The organism is Eggerthella lenta DSM 2243, from assembly GCF_000024265.1.
GTDB classification, from domain to species: Bacteria; Actinomycetota; Coriobacteriia; order Coriobacteriales; family Eggerthellaceae; genus Eggerthella; species Eggerthella lenta.
This window is the reverse complement of record NC_013204.1, coordinates 1,752,785-1,774,607: the sequence shown is the minus strand read 5'-3', so window position 1 is coordinate 1,774,607 and position 21,823 is coordinate 1,752,785. Positions and strand designations below refer to the sequence as shown.

Below are 21,823 nucleotides of genomic sequence, written 5' to 3'. Positions count from 1 at the left end.
TCTCAGTCTTTGCAGGCCGGCTCACTCGATGAGCACGATCTGGTCGCAGGCCTTAGACAGGAACTCCGTGTCGTGGCTGACGACCGCCACCGTCTTCCCGCAAGACGCCTCTTCGCGCAAGATGAGCGCGAGGCGCTCCATGTTCCGGAAGTCCAGGCCGCTCGTGGGCTCGTCGAGGAGAAGCGCCTGCGCTCCCGATTCCGACGCGATGGCGCAGACGCACCGCTGCTTCTGCCCTCCCGAGAGCGATGCGGGATGGCGGTCGGCGACATCTCCCAGGCCGAACTCCTCCAGGACCGCTTCGAGACGAAGTTCGTCGACGTCGGAAGGAGACGGGGCCGCGGATGCCAACTCGTCGCGCACGCTCGGGCGAAAGAGCTGGTAGTCGGGGTCTTGCATGACCAGAAACGCATGATTGGGTCTTCTCTTGGGAGGGACTACCGAGCCTTGGAACCGGACATGCCCGAGCTCTTCTTTCTTGATCCCCGCCAGGCACTTGAGCAGGGTTGACTTGCCTGCCCCGTTTCGCCCGACCACGCCGACGACCCTCCCGGGGTCGAACGAGACGGTAATCCCCTCGAGGACCGGCACACCCCTCTCGTACCCCGCATAGATTCCCCTCGCCTCGACGGCGGGAAAGGCGGAGGCGGGACGGGAAAGGCGCTGCATCAGGTCGGCGAGCTTCGGCGGCTCGGAGGATCTGAGCCCGCAGGACTCTCGCTCCGCGTCGGACAGCCCCAGGAATCGCTGCGCGTCCCATTCGGCGGCGACGGAACCGCCTTCGAAGAGCAAGTACCGGTCGGCGACGCTCGCGAGGTAGGAGAGCCTGTGCTCGGCGATGATCACGGCAGACCCGCTCGACTTGGCTTTCGAGATGAAGGAGGCGAGCTTCTCCATGGAGGGAGGGTCCAGATTGCTCGAAGGCTCGTCGAGGACGTAGACGCTCGGCTTGCAGGCCCATGCGCTCGCGAAGGCCACCGATTGCATCTGGCCCCCGGAGAGCTCGAAGATGCCTCTGCCCATCAGGCACTCTATGCCGAGCTCGCGCACGACGTCGCGCACGCGCCTGTGCATCTCCTTCCTGGGAACGCCGAGGTTCTCCATGCCAAACGCAATCTCGCCGGTCGTGTCGAGGTTGAAGAACTGGGTGCGGGGATTCTGGAAAACGCTGCCCGTCAAAGACGAGAGCTCCCAATCCTCCAGGTCGTCGATGTCCCTGCTTGCTACAAGGATCTCCCCCGTCCGGCTGCCCTCGTAGAACCCTCCCGCCAGCCCGTTGACGATCCGGGTCGCGGTGGTCTTTCCGCAGCCAGACTCCCCGCAAAGAACGATGCATTCGCCCGGTGCGACGGCAAGGCTCACGTCGTCGACCGCCGGGGCATCGAACCCCGCATAGGTGAAGGAGACGCTTCTGAGCTCGACGGCGTTTTTCGTCACAGCAGGCCTCCGATCCCCTGATTGACCTTCACGGCTACGAGAAGCGAGCAGCAGATAACGAGGAACGCGAGCGACAGGAAATCGACCCGTCCGAACCGGGGCGCGTTGTAGGAGGTCTTCCTCCCGGGCCGGTCGATGCCGCGCGCAACCGCCGCAGCAGCGAGCTCGTCTGCGATCTTGGCGCAGCGCAGCATCACGGGCACGACCGCGGATTCGAACATCAGCGCCGGCTTCGAAACGAGATTCTTAAGCGAAAGGGCGAGCCCCCTCACCCTCATCGCGTCCGCTACGGCAGAAGACTCCTCCTTGAGCGTCGGAAAGAACCGCACCGCTATCACCAGCGGAACGACAACCGTCTTCGGCAGCCTCATCCCGTAGAGGGCGGCCGTGAGGTCGCCGATCTTGGTGGTAGTCGCGAAGACCGCCGCGAACAGGCAGATGGGCATGCAGGTGCGGCAGGCCAGGGCGAACGAGCCGAGGGCTCCGGCGGCGTTCGGCGGAAGCATCGTCGTGACCCAGAAGATGCCCATGAGAAAGAGATAGGCGAAAGAGAAAGAAGCCGCCATCCTTCCGCGCCCGATTGCGAAGGAGAGGAGGACGACGACGGCAAAGAGGACCGAGCCCAGAACGTAATCCTTCACGATAGCCCCGGTCGCTATGAGCACGACGAGCATGGCCACCTTCGTTCTGACATCGATGTCCTCCGCGAGTGTTTTCCGTGTTCTTCTTCGCAAAACCAGAGAGCCTTTCTTTTATCGCTATAATTGACAAAGAAATGTTAGCCTTGGTTAATATGAATCAGGTTGCACCTGGAGGGAAAAGTCCGAGCGCGCAAGAATTGCGTCCGAACGCGAATAAAAGGATCGGAAGATGTACGACAGGGAAACGATGTTCTCCCACGCCGCCCAAGCCGCGGCGGAGACCTTTGCGGCCTCGCTTGAGCCAATCGGCCTCGTCTTGGCGGACGGTTGGAACGGCGAGGGAGCCCTCTTCGAAGGCGACGGATGCCGATGCGAGGGGTGGTACTGGGCGTGGGAGGCGCGGCGGTTCTTCTCCGTCGTCTGCTGCGATTTCACTTTGAAAGAACCCCTGCCCTTCTGTTTCGATTCTGGCGGTTATTTCGCCGTCCGCCGCGAAAGACATGGCCTCATGCCGCAATCAAGCGTTTCCGCCTTTCTGGAAGCAAAGCCCAAGACAAGCTCGATCCTGCTTCCAAAAGAAGCGAGATTCTCTTACACGGAGATCGAGTACTACGACGAATACTGTCAAAGCGTCTTCGGGGAAAGAATCGACAAGGCGCTAAAACCGCTAGCGACCAGCCTGAAGGGTCTTAGGAACCAGGCTTCCTGGGATCCGGAAATAGCGGAGATGCTCGGCGAGATAACTCCAAGGGAGATCCCGGGGCCGGAAGCGAGCCTCCTGTATTCCGGAATCGCGAACTTGGTGATGGCAAGGCTGCTCAGGATGGGAGAGAGCCTGTGCGAGGGAGTGGCCGAGCAGGACCGCCTTTCGATCGCGAGAGCCGTATCGTACATCGAGAACAACCTAGGCGGTGCGATCAGGCAGAAGGATCTGCTCGAGGCCGCGAACATGGGGTCAACCAAATTCAAGAAGACATTCAAGCAGGTGACGGGATTGACAGTGACCGAGTTCGTCTCCTCGGAAAGAATCGAGCTGGCGAAAAGACTGCTCACCGACCATGATATGAGCATAGACGAGGTAGCGCATCGTTGCGGGTATGCACGAGCAACAAGCTTTTCCGCCCTCTTCGCGAAATCGGTCGGCATGCCCCCACGCAAGTGGAGATCGATCGCGAAGGTCGCTTTCGATGACGACCCGGAATCGAAATTACTGGGTGTTCTCGCAAGCGGGCGCTCCTGCGTCAGCGAGGCGGAATCTCATTCTTAGCTATCTTCGGAGACGTCGTGAGTTTGCCCTGAAATGACAGCGAAATCCTTCTGAAGAGCGAACTTGCCCCCTTTGAGTTTCGATCAGAATGATGCTTGGCAAGCCGACTCGAAATGAAGGGCATCAAGAACCCTTATCGTAGTCGCGTTCTCGATGGGTGTTTCATTCGAAAGAAAAGGATTCAATCGAACGGGGATAGCGGGTTTTCGCAGGCCGCGCACCAAATCCATCCTTCGTCGAAACTCAGGCGTAAAACTCACGAAATGGCAAAATGAAAAGAGCTGAGTTTGGGATGAGTTTTCTCTGAGAGAGGCTAACCGAATACAGCTGACAACGAGAAAAAACCACGGATAAAACGAGGACAAAATCGTAAAAATGAAACACTATTGTTTTATCGAGTGGGAATAGTTTTCGGGGTCTGACGCTTCGGAACACTCGGTAACAAGAACTAACATACCCCTAGGTCAACAAAAGGCTTCGTCCTATTTGGACGAAGCCTTTTGTCATACTCCAAGACACTTGAAACAGGATATTCGTGGCACCTTTTGCGACACCCGAGAGAACCAGGAGAATCCAGGCAGACGCGTAGGGAGGGGTTCAAATGACCGAGGATTGGGAAGCTCTAAAGGACGCGGAGGACCTCGCCTACTTTAGGGCGGAGCTCGCGGAGGTCTCCCCGGGGAACTACCCCCTTGAGGAAAAGATGCGAGTCCTCGAAGACATGCGGGAGGTCTCGTCCGAGATCGAGAACGGGATGCGCGAGGACTTCGCGAGGCTCGACGAGGTAACCCAGACGATGTTTCTCGGCAGACTTGGCGCATCAGGCTACCGCGACCGGGACCGGTGGCGCCGCATGCTCATGGATGGCCCGCGGCAACGGGAGATGCCCACGTTTTGGCAAACCAAAGCTTTCTTAATTTCCACAGAAGACACCGCTCTGACAGATGAGGCTGGTACTTCACTGCGGCTTTCCAAGAACACAACACGCGTATAATGCCATATATAATATCTGCGTTCGCTATGCTGCAAGGGAGGGAAAGCGTGGCTGCTTCTAAAATTCAACTACTACCCGGTGAGAAGATCCTCCTAAGGGGTTCTTGCGTTAGACATGGCTTTTGGGACGCATATACGGACGAGCTCGTGCTCACGAACATGGCGTTCGTGCATATCAGTCGTGGCCTGTTCGGAAACTACAAGGACACGGTGCGCTACCCCTTCGACTCGGTAAGCCAGATTGTGGTTGGCGAGGCTTCGAACGGAGAAAAGCAGCTTGAGGTTTATCACCCTGGCGGCCAAGACGACTTCGCTTTCCAGTCGGGGAACAAACGAGTGATGAAGGTCTGGGAGCTCGCGATAAACGACCAGATGTCAGACAGTGGTAGCAGCTATGACTCCGCCTACTACAGCGATCTCCCTGATCTGGCGGAAAAGGAAAAGGATAACGAACAGACGGAGCGCGTTGACGAGAACGGCGTGGACGCATCGTTCGTTGGCAATGTAGCGAAAAGCGTGCTATCGTCCGGAGACCTTTCTATGAACGGGGTGATGCGCGGAGTAAAGCGAACCGCGAAAAAGCAAGCATTCTCCAAGGCGGCAACTGGAATAATTGGGGGTCTTGGAGTAGGTGGAGGCGATTTGCTAAGCGGTTCGGATATGCGCGCTTCGATGGGGTTCCAACAGCGTATGGAGCAAGCAAAGATGGAACGTAGGGTGCTCAATGATATTCAAGGAGAGCCTGAAGAGCCCGATAGCTCTACATCGAGCATGACCAAAGGAACGATGTTCATGCAAGAGCAATTGGAGTTGCTGAAGAAGTTAAAGGAACTGCTTGACATGGGCGCACTTACCCAAGAGGAATTTGATAAAAAGAAGCGGCAAATCATGGAAATGTAACAGCGCAAATCAGTAATGCCAACTCGGCTCCTCGCATCCACCAGAAGGTACGGGGGCGCTCTTACGAACGCCTTTGCGAAATCGCGAGAGGCGAGCTACCGTTCGGGTTCCTCGCTGGCATCGGCCTGCTGACAGTGTCTGACGTTTCGAGATTAGGTAAAATTCAACAGCAAGAAGACGATGTGGTTTTGACAAAGTCGAAAACGCGGGAAGGAAAACAGGATGGAAGATGAGTTGTCGCACTCCGGTCAAGAGATAGTCAAGGCGATGATGAGCCTCGAAGTCGTACCGTACTTCCCCGTCGAGCAGTTGGACAAGCAGAGGGCGGTCAAACTTCCACTGGCGGAGCTCGCCTTGGCCGGCGGCGCGCTCGCCAGCATGTCCGAAACCTTCAGGACGGTCACCCAGACCATCAGCATCCCGAACGATGGCCTCTTCCGCTTCGACAGCAGGGGCTTGGCCGGCCACGTCGCTCAGATGAAGGACGGTAGCGGGCAGCTCACAGCGATAATCCAAGACGGTAAGGGCATCATCGGCAACGGCGTCTACGTCCCGGCGAACCCGACAACAACAACCTCGACTGCGTTAATGGCCGTCGATCCGATGATGCTCGCCATCGGCGTAGCACTCGCAGATGTCTCGGCGAAGCTCGATAACATCAAGGAGATGCAGGAGGAGATCCTCGGCATCCTCGAAGAGGAGAAGAAAGCCTCCCTGAAAGGTAACATAAAATTCCTCGCGGACACCCTCAGTAACTTCAAGTACAACGTCGATAACGAGAAATGGCGATCCACGAGGCAGCAAGAGGTAGTCAGCATCGAGCGAGAGGCCGAGAAAGATATTGAGTACTACCGCGCGCAAGTAGCGAAGCTCGACAAAAACAAAGGGTTTTTCCATGGGGACCGCGACATCGTCAAAGTATCCGCCAAGGCCGACTCGTTGCTCGGCCAATACCAGGCGGCGCTCTACATGCTGGGCTTCGCCACCTACGTCGACGTCATGCTTACCGAGAACTTCTCAGCAGACTACCTCAGGAATATCGAAGACAAGCTTGAATCGTACTCTCTTGATTACAGAGCCCTGTACACCGACGCTTACAACAAGATCGAAGAGCTTGCATCGAGCTCTGTCGAGAACGCACTCCTCGGCGGAGTTTCCGCTTTCGGCAAACTTGCCGGCGGCGCAATTGCCAAGATTCCCGTCATCAGCGACGGTCCGGTCGATGAGGCCCTCATAGACGCCAGTAACCTGATCGGGAACGCCAATGACGATAGGCGCAAAAAAGCGAGCGAGCGGATTTTAGCGAGGAGAGACAGCTGCGTCGACAGCTTCCGTCACGAGATAACGAAAGCGAACGCCCTGTTCAACAAGCCTCAGGTGTTCTACTTCGATGACGAGAACGTTTACTGCGCTCCCGCCTTGTCGACAACTTTGCATTCGCCAATCGAAAGATAGGCAAAAAATGAAACACCTGAAGATGACAAACGCAGAGGAAAAAAGTCCATTGTCGTTTTTTTCGATTCTAGGGATTTCAAGAAACTGAAGGCTTATCCGAACAAGCCTCGTCAGTACTTTGCCTCTTTGCCGAACTTCGCAGACCTGAAAATGGCTGCACGAAAGAGAGCTACGTCCGACATCACCAAGATGGCGAACCAAATCGCACGCGAGACGATAGCCCTCTAGATGAGGGGACCCCGGAACAGCTCGTCGTGACTGCCCATACGGACGAGCCTGATGATCGGGTTCGACTTATGGGGCATTTAGAGCACCACGACATCGACCACGCCGTCCGAGAGGTGAAAGTCTATGTGCCCGTTGTAGTTCTCGCCAGGATTGCTGAGCTCGTGCGGGCCGTACTCGTCCGGCACCGCGCCGGTCCTCATGAGCTCCGAGACCGCCTCCTTGAATTCGCCCCTCAAGCGGGGGTGCCGTTTCATGACGCGAGCGTAGTCCGCCTTGAAGGCCGACTCGACCTTGATCTCGTACACGGGCTACTCCTTCTCGAGGAACGCCACGAGTCCGTCGATATCGTCAAAGGCAGGCGCGTCGTCGGGGATGAGGCCGAGCTCCTTCGCCTCCGCGGCGACCAGGGCGCGGCGGGTCTCCTCGTTCGGGACCCCGCCCGCCGGAACGATCTCGAAAGGGATCCTGCACTGGTTCACCAGCTGGTGCGTCGCCATGACAACATAGGTGTTGTAGCTCAACCCGACAGATCCGAGGATCTCGTTCGCCCGGGCCTTAAGATTCTCATCGACGCGGATCGTTGTCGGTTTAGCTGCAGTGGCCATGCCGTGCCTCCCTTCCTTTTTGGAACGATTGCACCACTGAGTTTAGAGTGATGCCGTATGACATCTATATGCTATACAAATCTGCATGAATTGTTCTTTCTCCAGATATCACCGAACTGGAGATATCCTCTCTCGCCCTTCTCCTTGAACAAGCCCCAGCGAACCCATCCAAGAGAAAAACAAAGCATGCAAATCAACCAGCCCTCAACGCGAGCCGTCAACGTACTTCTCGAAGTAGCCCCTGTCGCGGAAGGCGTATTCCCTGCTCATGATGCGAATAGAGAACGCGAACGGAACGAGGATGAGGAATACGGCGATCCCCAGGAATATCCCTATGCCGCCGACTACCTCCCACACGGTCGCCCCGCAGTCGACGAGCCATCTGAGCGCCACGGCAGCCATCGGGACGAGCACGCACCAAGACGTGACGAGGCCGGGACCGTAGACGGTTCGCTTTCCCCGGTCTTTGAACTTGCGGTACATGAGGATGCCGCTACGCGTGTGATTCACGGTCTCCCCCAGCGCGAAGAAGACCACCAGGCTCATGACAACCGGTTCGATCGTCGCAGCGTTGAGCGCAACGGCGATTATGACGATCTCGGCTCCTAGGTTCGTGATCATGTTGGTGCAGCGGTTCTGAGGATAGACCATGGGTTCTTTCGAACCGAAGCCCATGTTGTTCATGTAGAAGAAACCTCCGGGGAACGTGTTCTCCTCGAAGACATGCAAGGGAACCGCAACGGCCAGCATGCAGGCGAGTTTCTGCGGAAGATCGAACGCTGCCCAATTCCACAGCAGATAACAGGTCATCGCAACCCCGAGAAGATAAACGAGGTAAAGCCACATCTGGTCGCACCAGCGACTGAAGGGGCTTTTGAACATGATTTTCATCCTCTCACTCCAAAAGAATCGGCTCCCAACGCGTTCCGCCTAAACGATTCTCACGTACCCGTCTTTCCGGGGTTTCGGCTCGGGTGCAGGGCCGTCGCCGTAGCCCAGAATACAGTTGGCGACGCCCACGTAATCACCGTCGAGGCCCCACTCCTTCAAAAGCGCCCGACCCTCGTCGGTCTCGAAGACCTCCTTGGCACGATAGATGAAGCACGAATCGACTCCGACGGCATGCGCCGCGTTCAGAAGGTTGCCCGCCACAAGACAAGCGTCTTCGAACCAGGTAGGCACAACGTCCTTGTGGCCGAACACGATCGCGACCGCAGGAGCCCCGTAGAAGGGATCGGTGTCGCGCCCCATCGCCCCCGCGTTGAGGGCGGCTACCTTGTCCCTGGTCTCCTTGCTCTCCACCAGCACGATCACAGGCGACTGAGCCCCCATTCCCGTAGGCGCATAGGTTGCAGCCTCCAAGATCGCCTCGAGCTTCTCGCGCTCCACGGGCCTATCTGCATAACTCCTCACCGCGCGCCGAGTTTCCAGGCTTTCGATGACCGCGTTTCCCGACATAAGGGGCCTCCGTTCATCCTTCGCGGAGCTTCTCGCTCCACCCGCTCTTATCCCGTCGTGCAACTTTCAAGTTTTCGCGATTCGAATATAATGAGCCCGCTGTGTCAATTAAATAGCCAATTGCGAGAATCAGGCCAATTAAGGACTCGCAAGAAGCGATCGATCGTTTAACGACTCAGGTCAAAAGCACGATGCCGATCGAAAAGGGACAGAGGAAACGGACTAGGCGACTGCGTTGGACGGATCCCGGGTTTCCCCGATTTGTTGCCCTCTTGTAATCTTGCAGTATAATGACGAAGCGCAAAATCGAATCCAACCGCATAGTATTCGCTTGCGTTCCGCCCGGTCGATCCGGGCGGAACGCTTTTTCGCGCGCACTGAGCAGAAACGACGACATGGAAGAGCAGAGCATTGCAACGCGACAAGATCAAACCGATACTTTTCAGCATCATCAAGCACACCGACAGCGAAGAGCTCAAACGACAGCTTCCCAAAGACGTTGTTTCGGGCGTCATGGTGGCCGTGGTGGCGCTGCCTCTTTCCATCGCGCTGGCCATCGCTTCGGGCGTGAGCCCTGAGCAAGGCCTTTACACGGCCATCGTCGCCGGGTTCCTCATCGCGTTCCTCGGCGGCAGCCGCGTGCAAATCTCGGGCCCCACGGCGGCGTTCGCCACCATCGTTGCAGGCATCGTGGCAACCGACGGCATGGACGGCCTCGTCGCAGCCACCGTCATCGCCGGCGTGCTGCTCATGCTGATGGGCTTCTTCAAGCTGGGATCGCTCATCCGGTTCGTTCCCTACACCATCACCACGGGCTTTACGGCAGGCATCGCCGTGACCCTCGTCATCGGCCAAGTCAAAGACTTCCTCGGCCTCGCCTTCCCCGCCGGCGCGCCCACGGTCGAGACTATGGACAAGCTGCAGGCCGTCGCCCAAAGCATCGGAACGGCCAACTGGCAAGCGTTCGTCGTGGGAGCGGTCTGCCTCGCCATCCTGTTCGCCTGGCCTAAGGTCAGCGAACGCATCCCCGGATCCCTTGTCGCGCTCATCGTGGGAATCGCCCTGGTCAGCGGCTTCGGCATGCAGGTGAGCACCATCGGTGACCTGTACGCCATCAGCAGCGACCTGCCCGAATTCCGCATTCCCCAACTCAACGTCGACCTGCTGGCCGACCAGCTTCCCAACGGCATCACCATCGCCATCCTGGCCGCGATCGAATCGCTCCTGTCCTGCGTCGTCGCCGACAGCATGATCAGCTCGCACCACCGCAGCAACATGGAGCTGGTTGCGCAGGGCGTGGGCAACATCGGCTCGGTACTATTCGGCGGAATCCCCGCAACCGGCGCCATCGCGCGCACCGCCGCGAACGTGAAGAACGGAGGCAGAACGCCCGTCGCCGGCATGACCCATGCGCTCGTGCTGCTGATCGTCCTCGTGTTCTTCATGCCCTACGCGGCTCTCATCCCCATGCCGACCATCGCGGCCATCTTGCTGCACGTCGCCTACAACATGTCGGGATGGCGCAATTTCGCACACTTGTGCAAGACGGCCTCCCGAGGAGCGGTGGCCACGCTGCTGCTCACCTTCGCGCTGACCGTCGTGTTCGACCTGGTGGTGGCGATTGCCGTGGGCATGTTGATCACGGTCGTCCTGTTCATGAAGATGGTGAGCGAGGAGACCGAGGTTCGCGGCTGGAAATACTACTGCGACGAGGATTCCGAGGTCACGCACCTGCGCGAACTCCCTGAAAGCGTGCGCGTGTACGAGATCAACGGACCCATGTTCTTCGGCATGACCGACCGCATATCCGACATATCGGTGAAATCCTTCACGAAGTACCTGATCATCCGCATGCGAGGCGTGCCATCGCTCGATTCGACGGGCATGAACGCGCTGGAGAACCTCTACGGGTACTGCCGCGAGAACGGCGTCAGCCTCATCTTCTCGCACGCCAACGAGCAGCCGATGAAAACCATGCGCCGCGCTGGTTTCGTGGACATGGTGGGAGAAGACCATTTCCGCAGCAATATCGACGATGCAATCGCTTACGCGCGCAAGCTGCTGGACGAAGAGGGGGAAACGGCATCGGCCTAGCTTTCAAATGCCCGCCACGACGACGGAGGCCGAACCATCCTTACGACGTAAGCTCCCGGTACGCATAGCAATCGACCACGTGGTCGTTCACGATGCCGATGGATTGCAGGTAGGCATACACGATGGTGGAGCCGACGAACTTGAAGCCGCGCTTCTTGAGATCCTTGCTGATGCGGTCGGAAAGCGGCGTGGTCGCCGGCACGTCGGCCTGGGTTTTCCAGCGGTTCACGATGGGTTCGCCATCCACATAGCCCCAGATGAACGCATTGAAGCTTCCGAACTCGCGGGCCACGTCCAGAAACAGCTTCGCGTTGGTTACGGCCGCGTTGATCTTAAGGCGGTTGCGCACGATCCCCTCGTTAGCCATGAGCTCTTCAACCTTGGCCTCGTCGTAGAGCGCCACCTTGGCAGGGTCGAAGCCGTCGAACGCTTCGCGGTACGCCTCGCGCTTCTTCAGGATAGTCAGCCACGAGAGGCCCGCCTGCGCGCCCTCCAAAACCAACAGCTCGAACAGCATGCGATCGTCATGGGTGGGCCTTCCCCACTCGTTATCGTGGTAGTCGACGTACACGGGTACGTCGCCCGCCCACGAGCACCTGCGCTTCTCGTCCATGGCGCCTCCTAGCGAAACGTCATCCGGTATTCCAGCACGGCACGCTCCCCGGGCGCAAGCGTGCGCACGCCGGGCTTCTCGGACAGCTCACGTGGGGAGAAGCGTGCGTCGGGCAGCGCGGACCAGGGCTCTATGCACAGGTATCGGGCATCGTCCTGGCCGGCCTTCGTCCAAATGCCCAGATAGGGAAAATCGGAAAACTCCACCGTCACCTCGTAGCCGTGCGCGACACTAGCCAGCGTCGCGACGCTGCCAGGAACGTTCTCCAGCACGACGGTGTCGATACCCAGCTGCTCGGGCGTCTTGGTCAAGCGGCCGTCTTCCAGCGGCACCTCGACCTTCGGCAGCGTCAGTATCCCAGCCTCGTCCATCCCGAACATCTCGAGCACATCGACGCCTTCGAAGCGCACGAAATAGTCGGACATGCGCTCCCCCGGCAACAAGCGCGTCGCATACGCCTCGTGGCCTCCCAGCTCGAACGGCAGGGGGACGTCGCCCTGGTTCTCAACGGTGTGCGACTTCACGATCGAGGAACCCTCGAGCGTGAAGTCGACGGTCAATCGGAAATCGAAGGGATAGACGGCCCGGGTCCGCTCGTCGGAAGCCGTCTCGAAACGGACGCGCACATCCGAAACCTGCTCGGCGGAAAACAAGCGGTCGCGGCAGAAACCGTGCATCGGCGCATCCACCCGTCGGCCCCCGTTCGCGTACCAACCGTCGCGCAAGCGCCCGATCAGCGGGAACAGCAACGGAGCCCGACGACCCCACACCGCAGGGTCGCCCGACCACATGCGCTCGACGCCGCCGCACACGACGCTCTGCAGCTCCGCGCCCACGGGCGAAACGCGCACGGACAGCGCATCGTTCTCCAGCACGCATGTCGGCAACTTCCTCATTGGCACTCCTTCGTTTCGAAAGCGCAAGCCTTCTCAAGCAGGAAACGCATTATCGCGCTTGAGAAGGCTTTTCACGAAACAGCCTATTCCTTCTCGGAAATCGCGCCGCACCGGTAGGCTTCCAGCAGCTCTTCCAAGTCCGCTATCTGCTGCTTGAGCACCGCGCCGTTGTCGGTGTCGGCCACCAGCGTGCGCTTGTCCACCAGCTCGACCACCTTGCGCGACGAATGGATGTCCAGCTCGTTCACCACGGCGGCGCGCATCGACTCGAGCGGCTCGTGAGCCGCCAGCACGAAGCCGTAGGAGTTCGAGATCAGCGTGTAGCCGGCGATGCCGGTGGTGGGCTGGTAGGCCTTCGAGAAGCCGCCGTCGATGGTGAGCACGCGGCCGCCGCACTTCACCGGATCCTCGCCGTCCTTCACCTTCACCGGCACGTGCCCGCACACGATGCGCGACGTCTCGGGATCCATGCCGAAGTCCTCGAAGATGCCGCCCATCACGTGCTCGTCGTCGAGATAGGAGTAGAACGGGTTCTTGACCTCCTTGCGCGCCTCCTTCTCGGCGATCAGGTACAGCTCGAACGTGGCCATCTTGCTCTTGGCGAACAGGGGCGATCCCTCGCCTAGCCACATATACCACAAAAGGTCGCGCCCGCGCTTGGCGAGCTCCGGGTCGGCGTCGTCGAACGCCGCGCGCACGTAGCGCTCCATGACGTCGTACAGCGCACGGCCCTTGTACGTCTCGCCGAACACCTCCGTCTCCATGAGGGAGCCGTCGGCGTTCAGCGGCACGCATGCGTGGAACAGCAGGTTGCCGTTGCAAACCTTGTACAGGCTGCCCGCGTCCAGGAAGAAGCGCATGTGGCGCTGCAGCTTCTCGCAGCCCGTGAACGCCTGCTCGAGGCGCTGCATGACCTCTTCCTCCTCGGGCGTCAGCCGGTAAGGGTCGGCCGGATCCACCGTGGGGAACACCGTGTCGGTCAGCTCGTAGGCGACGCCGTCCAGCATCACCGTGCCGTTCTCGTAGTCGATCTTGTCGAGCAGCTTGCGATCCTCCAGGCCGAAGCCGGGGTTCTCGTCGATGAGCTGCGCCTCCACCTTGAACTGGATGATGGCCATGGCCTTCTGGATCTTGACGTTCATCTCCAGCTCCTGCGGCGGGAGGTCCGGGTTGCCCTTGAGGCCGAAGGCGACGCACGGGTCGTCCTTGTACGCCTCGAGCGCGAACGAGGCCAAGGGCAGGATGTTGATGCCGTAGGCGTCCTCCAGGATGGACAGATTGCCGTAGCGCGCGCAGTTGCGCACGACGTGCGCGATGCAGCCGCGCTGGCCTAGCGAGGCGCCCATCCACACGATGTCGTGGTTGCCCCACTGGATGTCGAGGGAGTGGTGCTCCATGAGCGCGTCCATGATGATGTGCGGATACGGCCCGCGGTCGTAGATGTCGCCGACGATGTGCAGGCGCTCGATAGCCAAGCGCTGGATGAGCAGGCACAGCGCCTCGACGAGCGCGCCGCCGCGATCGGTTCGGATGACGGCGTCCACGATGGCGGCGTAGTAGGCCTGCTTGTCAACGCCGTGGCGGTTCTCCGTCATCAGCTCCTCGATGATGTAGGCGAAATCCTTCGGCAGCGCCTTGCGGACGCGCGAGCGCGTGTACTTCTGCGCGGCGCGCTTGCACACGGCGACGAGGCGCTGCAGCGTGACGGCGTACCACGCTTCGGCATCGTCCACCTGCGACAGCACGAGCTCCATCTTCTCGCGCGGATAGTAGATGAGCGTGGCCAGCGAACGCTTCTCGTTCTCGCTCAGCGAATCGCCGAACACGTCGTCGATCTTGAGCCGGATGGAGCCCGAGCCGTTCCTCAGGGTGTGGGAGAACGCCTCGTACTCGCCGTGGATGTCGGAGGCGAAGAACTCGGTCCCTTTCGGCAGATTCAAAATGGCGCTGAGGTTGATGATCTCCGCCGAAGCCTTGTCCGCAGAGGGAAACAGCCGGGATAGAAGTTCCAGATACCGCATATCGGTCGCGTCCACGATACAACCTCCTCGTCGAATTCTACAGCATGGCGCTCATTCTATACTATCCCGCCCGAGCGGGCTCGAATGCCGTGAAGAAACCGATCGGCGCGCCCCGTCAGCAAAGCGTTCGCTCGGCGACATCCGGATGCGCGAAGACGCATGGCCGATCACTCCCACGTCTTCCACACGTCGGGAGCGTAGCCGACCGTGGCCTGCTTGCCGTTGCGCACCACGGGCTCGGCCAGCACGTGCTGGTTCTCCAGCAGCTTGTCGAACTTCTGATCGGGCGACAGGTACGCGAGCAGCGACACCGTGTCGGCATCCTTCGCCTTCGGATCGACTAGCACATCGATGCCGCCGACCGCGCGGGCGACCGACTCCAGCTCGCCCTTGCTCATACCCTTCTCCTTCAGGTCGATGAACTGGAACTTCACGCGCCGCTCTTTGAAGTAACGCTGCGCCTTCTTCGTGTCGAAGCTCTTCTTCGTTCCGAACACCTGGATATTCATCGCGCTCCTGCTTTCCGTCCGCTCGTCTATAATGACTGAACACGTTATCACCACCTGAAGCCAAAAGCGAGATATTCACCCATGCCATCCATCCAAACCACCATCGCCCGGGAGCTGAACCTGACCGCCGCGCAGGTCGCGGCCGTCATCGACCTCGTAGACCAAGGGAACACCATCCCGTTCATCGCTCGCTACCGCAAGGAGGCCACCGGCGGCATCGACGATGCGACGCTGCGCGATCTGGACGAGCGCCTGACCTACCTGCGCAACCTCGAGGCTCGCAAGGACGAGGTGCTGCGCGCCATCGAGGAGCAGGGCAAGCTCACGGCCGACCTGCGCGCGAAGATCGACGAGGCCACGGTCATGCAGCGCGTCGAGGACCTGTACAAGCCTTATCGGAAGAAGCGCGCCACCCGCGCCTCGAAGGCGCGCGACGCCGGGCTCGAGCCGCTCGCGCTGCTCATCCTCGCGCAAGACCGCAGCGCCAAGGACCCGCTGGCCGTGGCCTCCGGCCTCGTGAACCCGGAGGCGGGATACCCCACGCCTGAGGATGCGCTGCAAGGCGCGCAGGACATCGTGGCCGAGGTCGTCGCCGACGACGCCGAGCACGTCGCCTGCCTGCGCGCGGCCACCAAGCGAAACGGCGCGCTTTCCGTCGAAGCCGTCGACGCGTCCGAGAAAACCGTCTACGAGGCGTACTACGACTTCTCCGAACCCCTGTCGCGCATCCCCAACCACCGCATCCTCGCCGTCAACCGCGGCGAGAAGGAGAAGAAGCTCAAGGTGAAAGTGCGCACCGACGCCGATGCGGCCATCAGCCAGCTGGAACGCCGCATCCTGCGCGGCGACGGTCCCTTCGCAGCCCCTTTGAAAGCCGCAATCGCGGACGGCTACAAGCGCCTGATCGCGCCGTCGGTGGAGCGCGACCTGCGCGCCGAGCTCACCGAGCGCGCCGAGACCGATGCCATCCGCGTGTTCGCCAAGAACACCGAGAACCTCCTGCAGCAGCGTCCCGTGCGTGGGGCGCGCATCATCGCGCTCGACCCCGGCTACCGCACGGGCTGCAAGGTGGCCGTGCTGGACGAGTACGGCAAGCTGCTCGACCACACCACGGTCTACCCCACCCCGCCGCGCTCCCAGGTAAAGGAAACGCAGGCCCAGCTGGCCGCCTACGTCGAGAAGCACCGCATCAACGTCATCGTCATCGGCAACGGGACGGGCAGCCGCGAAACCGAGGAGGTGGTGGCCGACTACATCGCCCGGTCGAAGGCGCCCGTGCGCTACACCATCGTGAACGAGGCCGGCGCCTCGGTGTACTCGGCCTCCAAGCTGGCAAGCGAGGAGTATCCCGACCTCGACGTCACCACGCGCGGCGCCATGAGCCTGGGGCGCCGCCTCCAGGATCCGCTGGCCGAGCTCGTGAAGATCCCGCCCCAGGCCATCGGCGTGGGCCAGTACCAGCACGACCTCAACCAGGCGGCGCTCGAGCGCGCGCTGACGGGCGTGGTGGAGAACGTGGTGAACCGCGTGGGCGTGGACCTCAACACCGCCAGCGCGAGCCTGCTGGGCTACGTGTCGGGTATCAGCGCCGCAGTGGCCAAGAACATCGTCGCCTACCGCGAGGAACACGGCGCGTTCACCGACCGGGGTCAGCTGAAGAAGGTGCCGAAGCTGGGCGCGAAGGCCTTCCAGAACTGCGCGGGCTTTCTGCGCATCTCGGACGGCAAGAACCCGTTGGACGCCACGAGCGTGCACCCCGAAAGCTACGCCGTCGCAAACGAACTGCTCAAGCGCGCGAAGGTGAAGCCCGAAGCGCTCGCCGACGGCGGCGTCCCCGACTTCGCGAGCCGCCTCGGCGACGTGGACGCGCTGGCGGCCGAGCTGGGCGTTGGCGCACCCACGCTGCGCGACATCGTCTCCGAGCTGGAAAAGCCGGGCCGCGACCCCCGCGACGATGCGCCGGAGGTCGTGTTCAGCGAGGGCGTGCGCGACTTCGACGACCTGACCGTGGGAATGGAGCTTACCGGCACGGTGCGCAACGTCGTCGACTTCGGCGCGTTCGTGGACGTCGGCGTGAAGCAGGACGGCCTCGTGCATGTCTCCAAGATGGCCGACCGCTTCGTGCGCCATCCGAGCGAAGTCGTGGCCGTGGGCGACACGGTCACGGTGTGGGTGACGGGCATCGACAAGGATCGCGGCAGGATCTCGCTGTCCATGGTGAAAGGCAAGGCGTAGGCGGGCGCCCTCACGCTTGCCGGTAGCGGCTCAAGAAGTCGCCCAGGTCGCGCATGGCGTCGCCCAGCACCTCGATGCGCGGCAGGTACACCACGCGGAAGTGGTCGGGCTTCTTCCAGTTGAAGCCGCCGCCGTGCACCACGAGCAGGCGCTTCTCGTGCAGCAGGTCGAGCGCGAACTTCTCGTCGTCCGTGATGTTGAACTTCTTCACGTCGAGCTTCGGGAAGATGTAAAAGCCCGCCTTGGGCTTCACCGCGGTCACGCCGGGGATGTCGTTCAGCGCGTTGTACACGTACTCGCGCTGCTCGTACACGCGCCCGCCCGGCACGATGTAGCTCTGCACGCTCTGGTGTCCGCCGAGAGCCGTCTGCACGATGGACTGCGCGGGGACGTTCGAGCACATGCGCATGTTGCACAGCATGTTGACGCCCAGGATGTAGTCGCGCGCCCGCGCCTTGTCTCCCGAAAGCACCATCCAGCCGATGCGGTACCCCGCCACCATGTGCGACTTCGACAGGCCGCTGAACGTGACGCAGAACACGTCGGGCGCCATCGAGGCGATGGAGATATGCTCCAAACCGTCCATGACGATGCGGTCGTAGATCTCGTCCGAGAAGATGATGAGGTCGTGCTCGCGCGCGATGTCGACGAGCTCCTGCAGCACCTCGCGCGGGTAGAGCGAGCCGGTGGGGTTGTTCGGGTTGATGATGACGAGGGCCTTCGTGCGGCTCGTGATCTTCTTGCGGATGTCGTCCATATCGGGATACCATTCCGCCTGCTCGTCGCACACGTAATGCAGCGGCGTGCCGCCGGCAAGCGTGACGCACGCCGTCCACAGCGGGTAGTCGGGCGAAGGAACCAGCACCTCGTCGCCGTTGTCCAGCAGCGCCAGCATGCTGAGATTGATGAGCTCGCTCACGCCGTTGCCGGTGTACACGTCATCGATGTCCACGCCCTGAATGTGCTTGAGCTGCGCGTACTGCATGATGGCCTTGCGCGCCGAGAACAGGCCCTTCGCCGACGAGTAGCCCTCGCATTCGGCCAGCTGGCGGCTCATGTCGAACACCATCTCCTCAGGCGCGCGGAAGTCGAACGGCGCCGGGTTGCCGATGTTGAGCTTCAGGATGCGCGCGCCGGCCTCCTCCATGCGCTCGGCTTCCTCCACCACCGGCCCGCGCACGTCGTACAGTACGTTGTCCAGCTTGGTCGACTTCTTGATCTCGCGCATGGTATCGCTCCTCGGTTCGGTACGGTCGATGATCGGCGTCGCGGAGGCGTCCGCGTGCGCCCCGGCTGCGGGGGCCGCTCCCCCTGCGCCCTGCGATGCGCTTGCCGGCCTGCTCACGCCGTCCGCGGTGCCGCGGGACACGGTTTCAGGTTCAATTTCCCCCGCGCCCTCCATCAGCCATGCGGCGGGCACGCCCAGCACGTCGGCCAGCACCTCCCCCACGGGCCTGCGGGGCACCGTTTTGCCGTTCGCATATTGGCTGACCTGGCTTTTCCCAAGCTTCATGCCGCGATCTCCCGCGATGCGGATGAGATCGGCCTGCTTGTAGCCTTTGGCTGCCATCGCGCGGGCCAGACGCTCGGCGAACGTTTCCTGCTTCTCGGTCATCATCGCTCCGTAAGTTCAATTTCGCTCCGGATAAATTGAACTCATTAAAGCAGGTTCTTGAACTCTTTACCATACTTGAACCGAAAGTTCATTTTTCCGGCACGTTTCCGAGGGCCGATGGTCAACAGGGGCTAAATGTTTCGGCTGCGAACCGTCGCCAACCGATGCGCTCCTCCGCATCCGCGGCACGCGAGCCGACCGCGCTCGTGCTACCATACGCTTCGACGAAACGCAGAGCCGAAAACGGCGACGACACCCGACGAACCCCAAGAGGCGCACCATGGATCAACAGAGCGCGACGGCGGCCGACGCAGGCCGCGACCTGCACGGCCCCGACCGCATCGAGGTGCGCGGAGCGCGCGTGCACAACCTGAAGAACATCGACGCCAGCATCCCGCTGAACCGGCTCGTCGGCATCGCGGGCGTGTCGGGGTCGGGCAAGTCGTCGCTCGCCCTGGGCGTGCTGTACGCCGAGGGGTCGCGGCGCTACCTGGAAGCGCTCTCCACCTACACGCGCCGCCGCCTGACGCAGGCGGGCCGCGCCTCCGTGGACGAGGTGCTGCACGTGCCCGCCGCGCTCGCCCTGCACCAGCGGCCCAGCGTGCCCGGCGTGCGCAGCACCTTCGGCACGTCCACCGAGCTGCTGAACAGCCTGCGCCTGCTGTTCTCGCGCGCCGGCAGCCACGTGTGCCCGAACGGCCACCGCGTGCCGCCCACGCTGAACGTCGCCGCCGAGCGCCCCATCACGTGCCCCGTCTGCGGCGTGGAGTTCTTCGGCCCCGGCGCGGAGGACCTGGCCTTCAACAGCGGCGGCGCCTGCCCCGAGTGCGACGGCACGGGCATCGTGCGCACCGTGGACCTGGACTCGCTGGTGCCCGACGAGGGGCTCGCCATCGACGAAGGCGCCGTCGCGCCCTGGAGCACGCTCATGTGGGACCTCATGAAGCAGGTCGCGCGCGAGATGGGCGTGCGCACCGACGTGCCCTTCAACCAGCTGACGCCCGCCGAGCGCGACATCGTGTTTTCCGGCCCAGCCGAGAAGAAGCACATCCTGTACAAGGCGAAGAAGACCGACACCTTCGCCGAGCTGGACTTCACCTACTACAACGCCGTCTACACCGTGGAGAACGCGTTGGCGAAGGTGAAGGACGAGAAGGGTCTGGGGCGCGCGGCGCGCTTCCTCAAGCAGGGCGTCTGCCCCGAGTGCGACGGCACGCGCCTCTCCCCGGAGGCGCGCCTCCCGCAGGTTGCGGGCATCGACCTGGCCGAGGCGTCCGCGAAGACCCTCGACGAGCTGGTCGCCTGGACGGACGCCGTGCCCGAAGGCCTCACGCCCGAGATGCGCCCGATGGCGCACAACATCGTCGAGTCGTTCCAGCACACGGCGCGCCGCCTCGTCGATTTGGGGCTGGGCTATCTCGCGCTCGATCGCGCGGGCTCCACGCTGTCCACCGGAGAGCGCCAGCGCGTGCAGCTGGCCCGCGCCGTGCGCAACCGAACCACCGGCGTGCTGTACGTGCTGGACGAGCCGTCCATCGGCCTGCACCCCTCCAACATCGACGGGCTCGTCGAGGTGATGCGCGATTTGCTCGCCGACGGCAACTCGGTGGTCATGGTGGACCACGACACGCGCATCCTGGCCGCCGCCGACTGGCTCGTGGAGATGGGGCCGGGCGCGGGCGCGGACGGCGGAAGGATCGTCGCGCAAGGGACGCTGACCGAGGTGGAGGCGAACCCCGCCTCGTTGATAGGCGGTTTTCTCTCCGGCGCGGAAACCGTGCGCGTGCGCGAGCGCATTCCCGCCGCCGACGTGTTCGCCCACGGAAGCATCGAGCTGGCCACCGAGGCACTGCACACCGTGAAGCCGCTCGAGGTAGCCGTCCCGCGCGGTCGCTTGACCGCCGTCACCGGCGTGTCCGGCTCGGGCAAGACGACGCTCGTGCTGGAAAGCCTCATCCCCTCGCTCGTCGCGAACGCGAGCGGCGCGAAGCTTCCCGCCCACGTCAAGCGCATCGAAGCCGCGGGCATCGAGCGGGCGAACCTCATCGACGCCACGCCCATCGGCTCGAACGTGCGCTCCACCGTGGCCACCTACGCCGGGGTGCACGACGAGCTGCGCCGCGCCTTCGCGCGCACGCCCGAAGCCAAGGCGGCCGGGCTGAAAGCGGGCGACTTCTCCTACAACACGGGGAAGCTGCGCTGCCCCGAATGCGACGGCACGGGCTCCATCAGCCTGGACGTGCAGTTCCTGCCCGACGTGGACATCACCTGCCCCGTGTGCGGAGGCTCGCGCTACGCCCCGGAGGCCTCCCGCATCCACCGCGCCGCTGAGGGCTGCGAGGATCCCGGCTGCACGCTGCCCCAGTTCATGGCCATGACCGTGGACGAGGCGCGCACGCCCGCGTCCGGCTTGAAGAAGGCGCGCGCCCGCCTGGACACGCTGCACAGGCTGGGCTTGGGCTACCTCACGCTGGGCGAGGCCACGCCGGCGCTGTCGGGCGGCGAGGCGCAGCGCCTGAAACTCGCCAGCGAGATGGGCCGGGCGCAGGACGATGCCGTGTTCGTGTTCGACGAGCCCACCATCGGCCTGCACCCGCTCGACGTGCGCACCCTCCTGGGCGTGTTCGAGCGCTTGGTGGAGCAGGGAGCGACGGTCGTCGTGATCGAGCACGACCTGGACGTCATCGCCAACGCCGACTACGTGGTGGACCTCGGCCCCGGCGGCGGCGCCTCCGGAGGCCGCATCGTGGCCGTCGGCACTCCCGAGCAAGTGGCCGACAACCCCGAGAGCGTCACCGGAAGGTACCTTTGATGCACCATCGCACGTGCATCATCGCCCGAAAAACACGCAAAACG

General features: G+C 62.0%; 18 protein-coding genes. 7 read left to right on the top strand and 11 right to left on the bottom strand.

Going from position 1 to position 21,823, the window contains the following annotated elements; translation table 11 throughout:
* Positions 1-21 precede the first annotated feature (21 nt).
* Entirely contained in the window at positions 22-1,437 is a 1,416-nt protein-coding gene (locus ELEN_RS07420) for an ABC transporter ATP-binding protein (protein WP_015760585.1), read from the bottom strand.
* A complete protein-coding gene (locus ELEN_RS07415; protein ID WP_015760584.1) occupies positions 1,434-2,111 on the bottom strand; it encodes an energy-coupling factor transporter transmembrane component T in 678 nt (225 codons plus the stop codon). The genes ELEN_RS07420 and ELEN_RS07415 overlap by 4 nt, the downstream gene beginning before the upstream one ends.
* 196 nt (positions 2,112-2,307) lie before the next feature.
* Between ELEN_RS07415 and ELEN_RS07410 the strand changes: the two genes are divergently transcribed.
* From ELEN_RS07410 to ELEN_RS07395, 4 genes are all read left to right on the top strand, one after another.
* The gene (locus ELEN_RS07410; protein ID WP_015760583.1) at positions 2,308-3,345 is read left to right on the top strand and encodes a helix-turn-helix domain-containing protein; all 1,038 of its coding nucleotides are present in this window, start codon (positions 2,308-2,310) and stop codon (positions 3,343-3,345) included.
* Between the two features lie 601 nt (positions 3,346-3,946).
* Positions 3,947-4,339: a hypothetical protein gene (locus ELEN_RS07405; protein WP_015760582.1), complete on the top strand. Its 393-nt coding sequence runs from the start codon at positions 3,947-3,949 to the stop codon at positions 4,337-4,339.
* A gap of 146 nt (positions 4,340-4,485) precedes the next feature.
* The gene (locus ELEN_RS16425; protein WP_227110100.1) at positions 4,486-5,238 is read left to right on the top strand and encodes an SHOCT domain-containing protein; all 753 of its coding nucleotides are present in this window, start codon (positions 4,486-4,488) and stop codon (positions 5,236-5,238) included.
* Between the two features lie 222 nt (positions 5,239-5,460).
* A complete protein-coding gene (locus tag ELEN_RS07395) occupies positions 5,461-6,693 on the top strand; it encodes a hypothetical protein (RefSeq protein ID WP_015760580.1) in 1,233 nt (410 codons plus the stop codon).
* A 305-nt stretch (positions 6,694-6,998) separates the two neighbouring features.
* On the opposite strand, the gene ELEN_RS07390 is transcribed toward ELEN_RS07395, so the two are convergent.
* From ELEN_RS07390 to ELEN_RS07375, 4 genes are all read right to left on the bottom strand, one after another.
* Positions 6,999-7,226, bottom strand: coding sequence for a type II toxin-antitoxin system YafQ family toxin (locus ELEN_RS07390; protein WP_197054154.1), 228 nt, complete (start codon positions 7,224-7,226; stop codon positions 6,999-7,001).
* A 3-nt stretch (positions 7,227-7,229) separates the two neighbouring features.
* Positions 7,230-7,526 (bottom strand): type II toxin-antitoxin system RelB/DinJ family antitoxin, encoded by a 297-nt coding sequence (locus ELEN_RS07385; RefSeq protein WP_015760579.1) that lies wholly within the window; start codon positions 7,524-7,526, stop codon positions 7,230-7,232.
* A 204-nt stretch (positions 7,527-7,730) separates the two neighbouring features.
* Positions 7,731-8,336, bottom strand: coding sequence for an HXXEE domain-containing protein (locus ELEN_RS07380; RefSeq protein WP_227110101.1), 606 nt, complete (start codon positions 8,334-8,336; stop codon positions 7,731-7,733).
* Positions 8,337-8,456: 120 nt separating this feature from the next.
* Positions 8,457-8,984 (bottom strand): nitroreductase family protein, encoded by a 528-nt coding sequence (locus tag ELEN_RS07375; RefSeq protein ID WP_015760577.1) that lies wholly within the window; start codon positions 8,982-8,984, stop codon positions 8,457-8,459.
* Between the two features lie 411 nt (positions 8,985-9,395).
* Here ELEN_RS07375 and ELEN_RS07370 point away from each other — a divergent pair, with 411 nt between their 5' ends.
* Positions 9,396-11,078 carry a SulP family inorganic anion transporter gene (locus tag ELEN_RS07370; RefSeq protein WP_009304379.1) on the top strand — a complete coding sequence of 561 codons (1,683 nt, stop codon included), beginning with the start codon at positions 9,396-9,398 and terminating at the stop codon, positions 11,076-11,078.
* A gap of 40 nt (positions 11,079-11,118) precedes the next feature.
* On the opposite strand, the gene ELEN_RS07365 is transcribed toward ELEN_RS07370, so the two are convergent.
* From ELEN_RS07365 to ELEN_RS07350, 4 genes are all read right to left on the bottom strand, one after another.
* Entirely contained in the window at positions 11,119-11,691 is a 573-nt protein-coding gene (locus tag ELEN_RS07365; RefSeq protein WP_015760576.1) for a DNA-3-methyladenine glycosylase I, read from the bottom strand.
* A gap of 8 nt (positions 11,692-11,699) precedes the next feature.
* Positions 11,700-12,587 carry an aldose 1-epimerase family protein gene (locus tag ELEN_RS07360; protein ID WP_015760575.1) on the bottom strand — a complete coding sequence of 296 codons (888 nt, stop codon included), beginning with the start codon at positions 12,585-12,587 and terminating at the stop codon, positions 11,700-11,702.
* Between the two features lie 83 nt (positions 12,588-12,670).
* Entirely contained in the window at positions 12,671-14,623 is a 1,953-nt protein-coding gene (locus ELEN_RS07355) for a fructose-bisphosphatase class III (protein WP_015760574.1), read from the bottom strand.
* Positions 14,624-14,775: 152 nt separating this feature from the next.
* Positions 14,776-15,117: an arsenate reductase family protein gene (locus ELEN_RS07350; protein ID WP_009608529.1), complete on the bottom strand. Its 342-nt coding sequence runs from the start codon at positions 15,115-15,117 to the stop codon at positions 14,776-14,778.
* A gap of 81 nt (positions 15,118-15,198) precedes the next feature.
* Here ELEN_RS07350 and ELEN_RS07345 point away from each other — a divergent pair, with 81 nt between their 5' ends.
* Positions 15,199-17,352, top strand: a complete 2,154-nt coding sequence (locus ELEN_RS07345) for a Tex family protein (RefSeq protein ID WP_015760573.1) — start codon at positions 15,199-15,201, stop codon at positions 17,350-17,352.
* 10 nt (positions 17,353-17,362) lie between these two features.
* Here the strand turns inward: ELEN_RS07345 and ELEN_RS07340 are convergent, their stop codons facing one another.
* Positions 17,363-18,970: an aminotransferase class I/II-fold pyridoxal phosphate-dependent enzyme gene (locus ELEN_RS07340; protein WP_009304386.1), complete on the bottom strand. Its 1,608-nt coding sequence runs from the start codon at positions 18,968-18,970 to the stop codon at positions 17,363-17,365.
* 277 nt (positions 18,971-19,247) lie between these two features.
* Here ELEN_RS07340 and ELEN_RS07335 point away from each other — a divergent pair, with 277 nt between their 5' ends.
* Positions 19,248-21,779: an excinuclease ABC subunit UvrA gene (locus ELEN_RS07335; protein ID WP_015760572.1), complete on the top strand. Its 2,532-nt coding sequence runs from the start codon at positions 19,248-19,250 to the stop codon at positions 21,777-21,779.
* Positions 21,780-21,823: the final 44 nt, after the last annotated feature.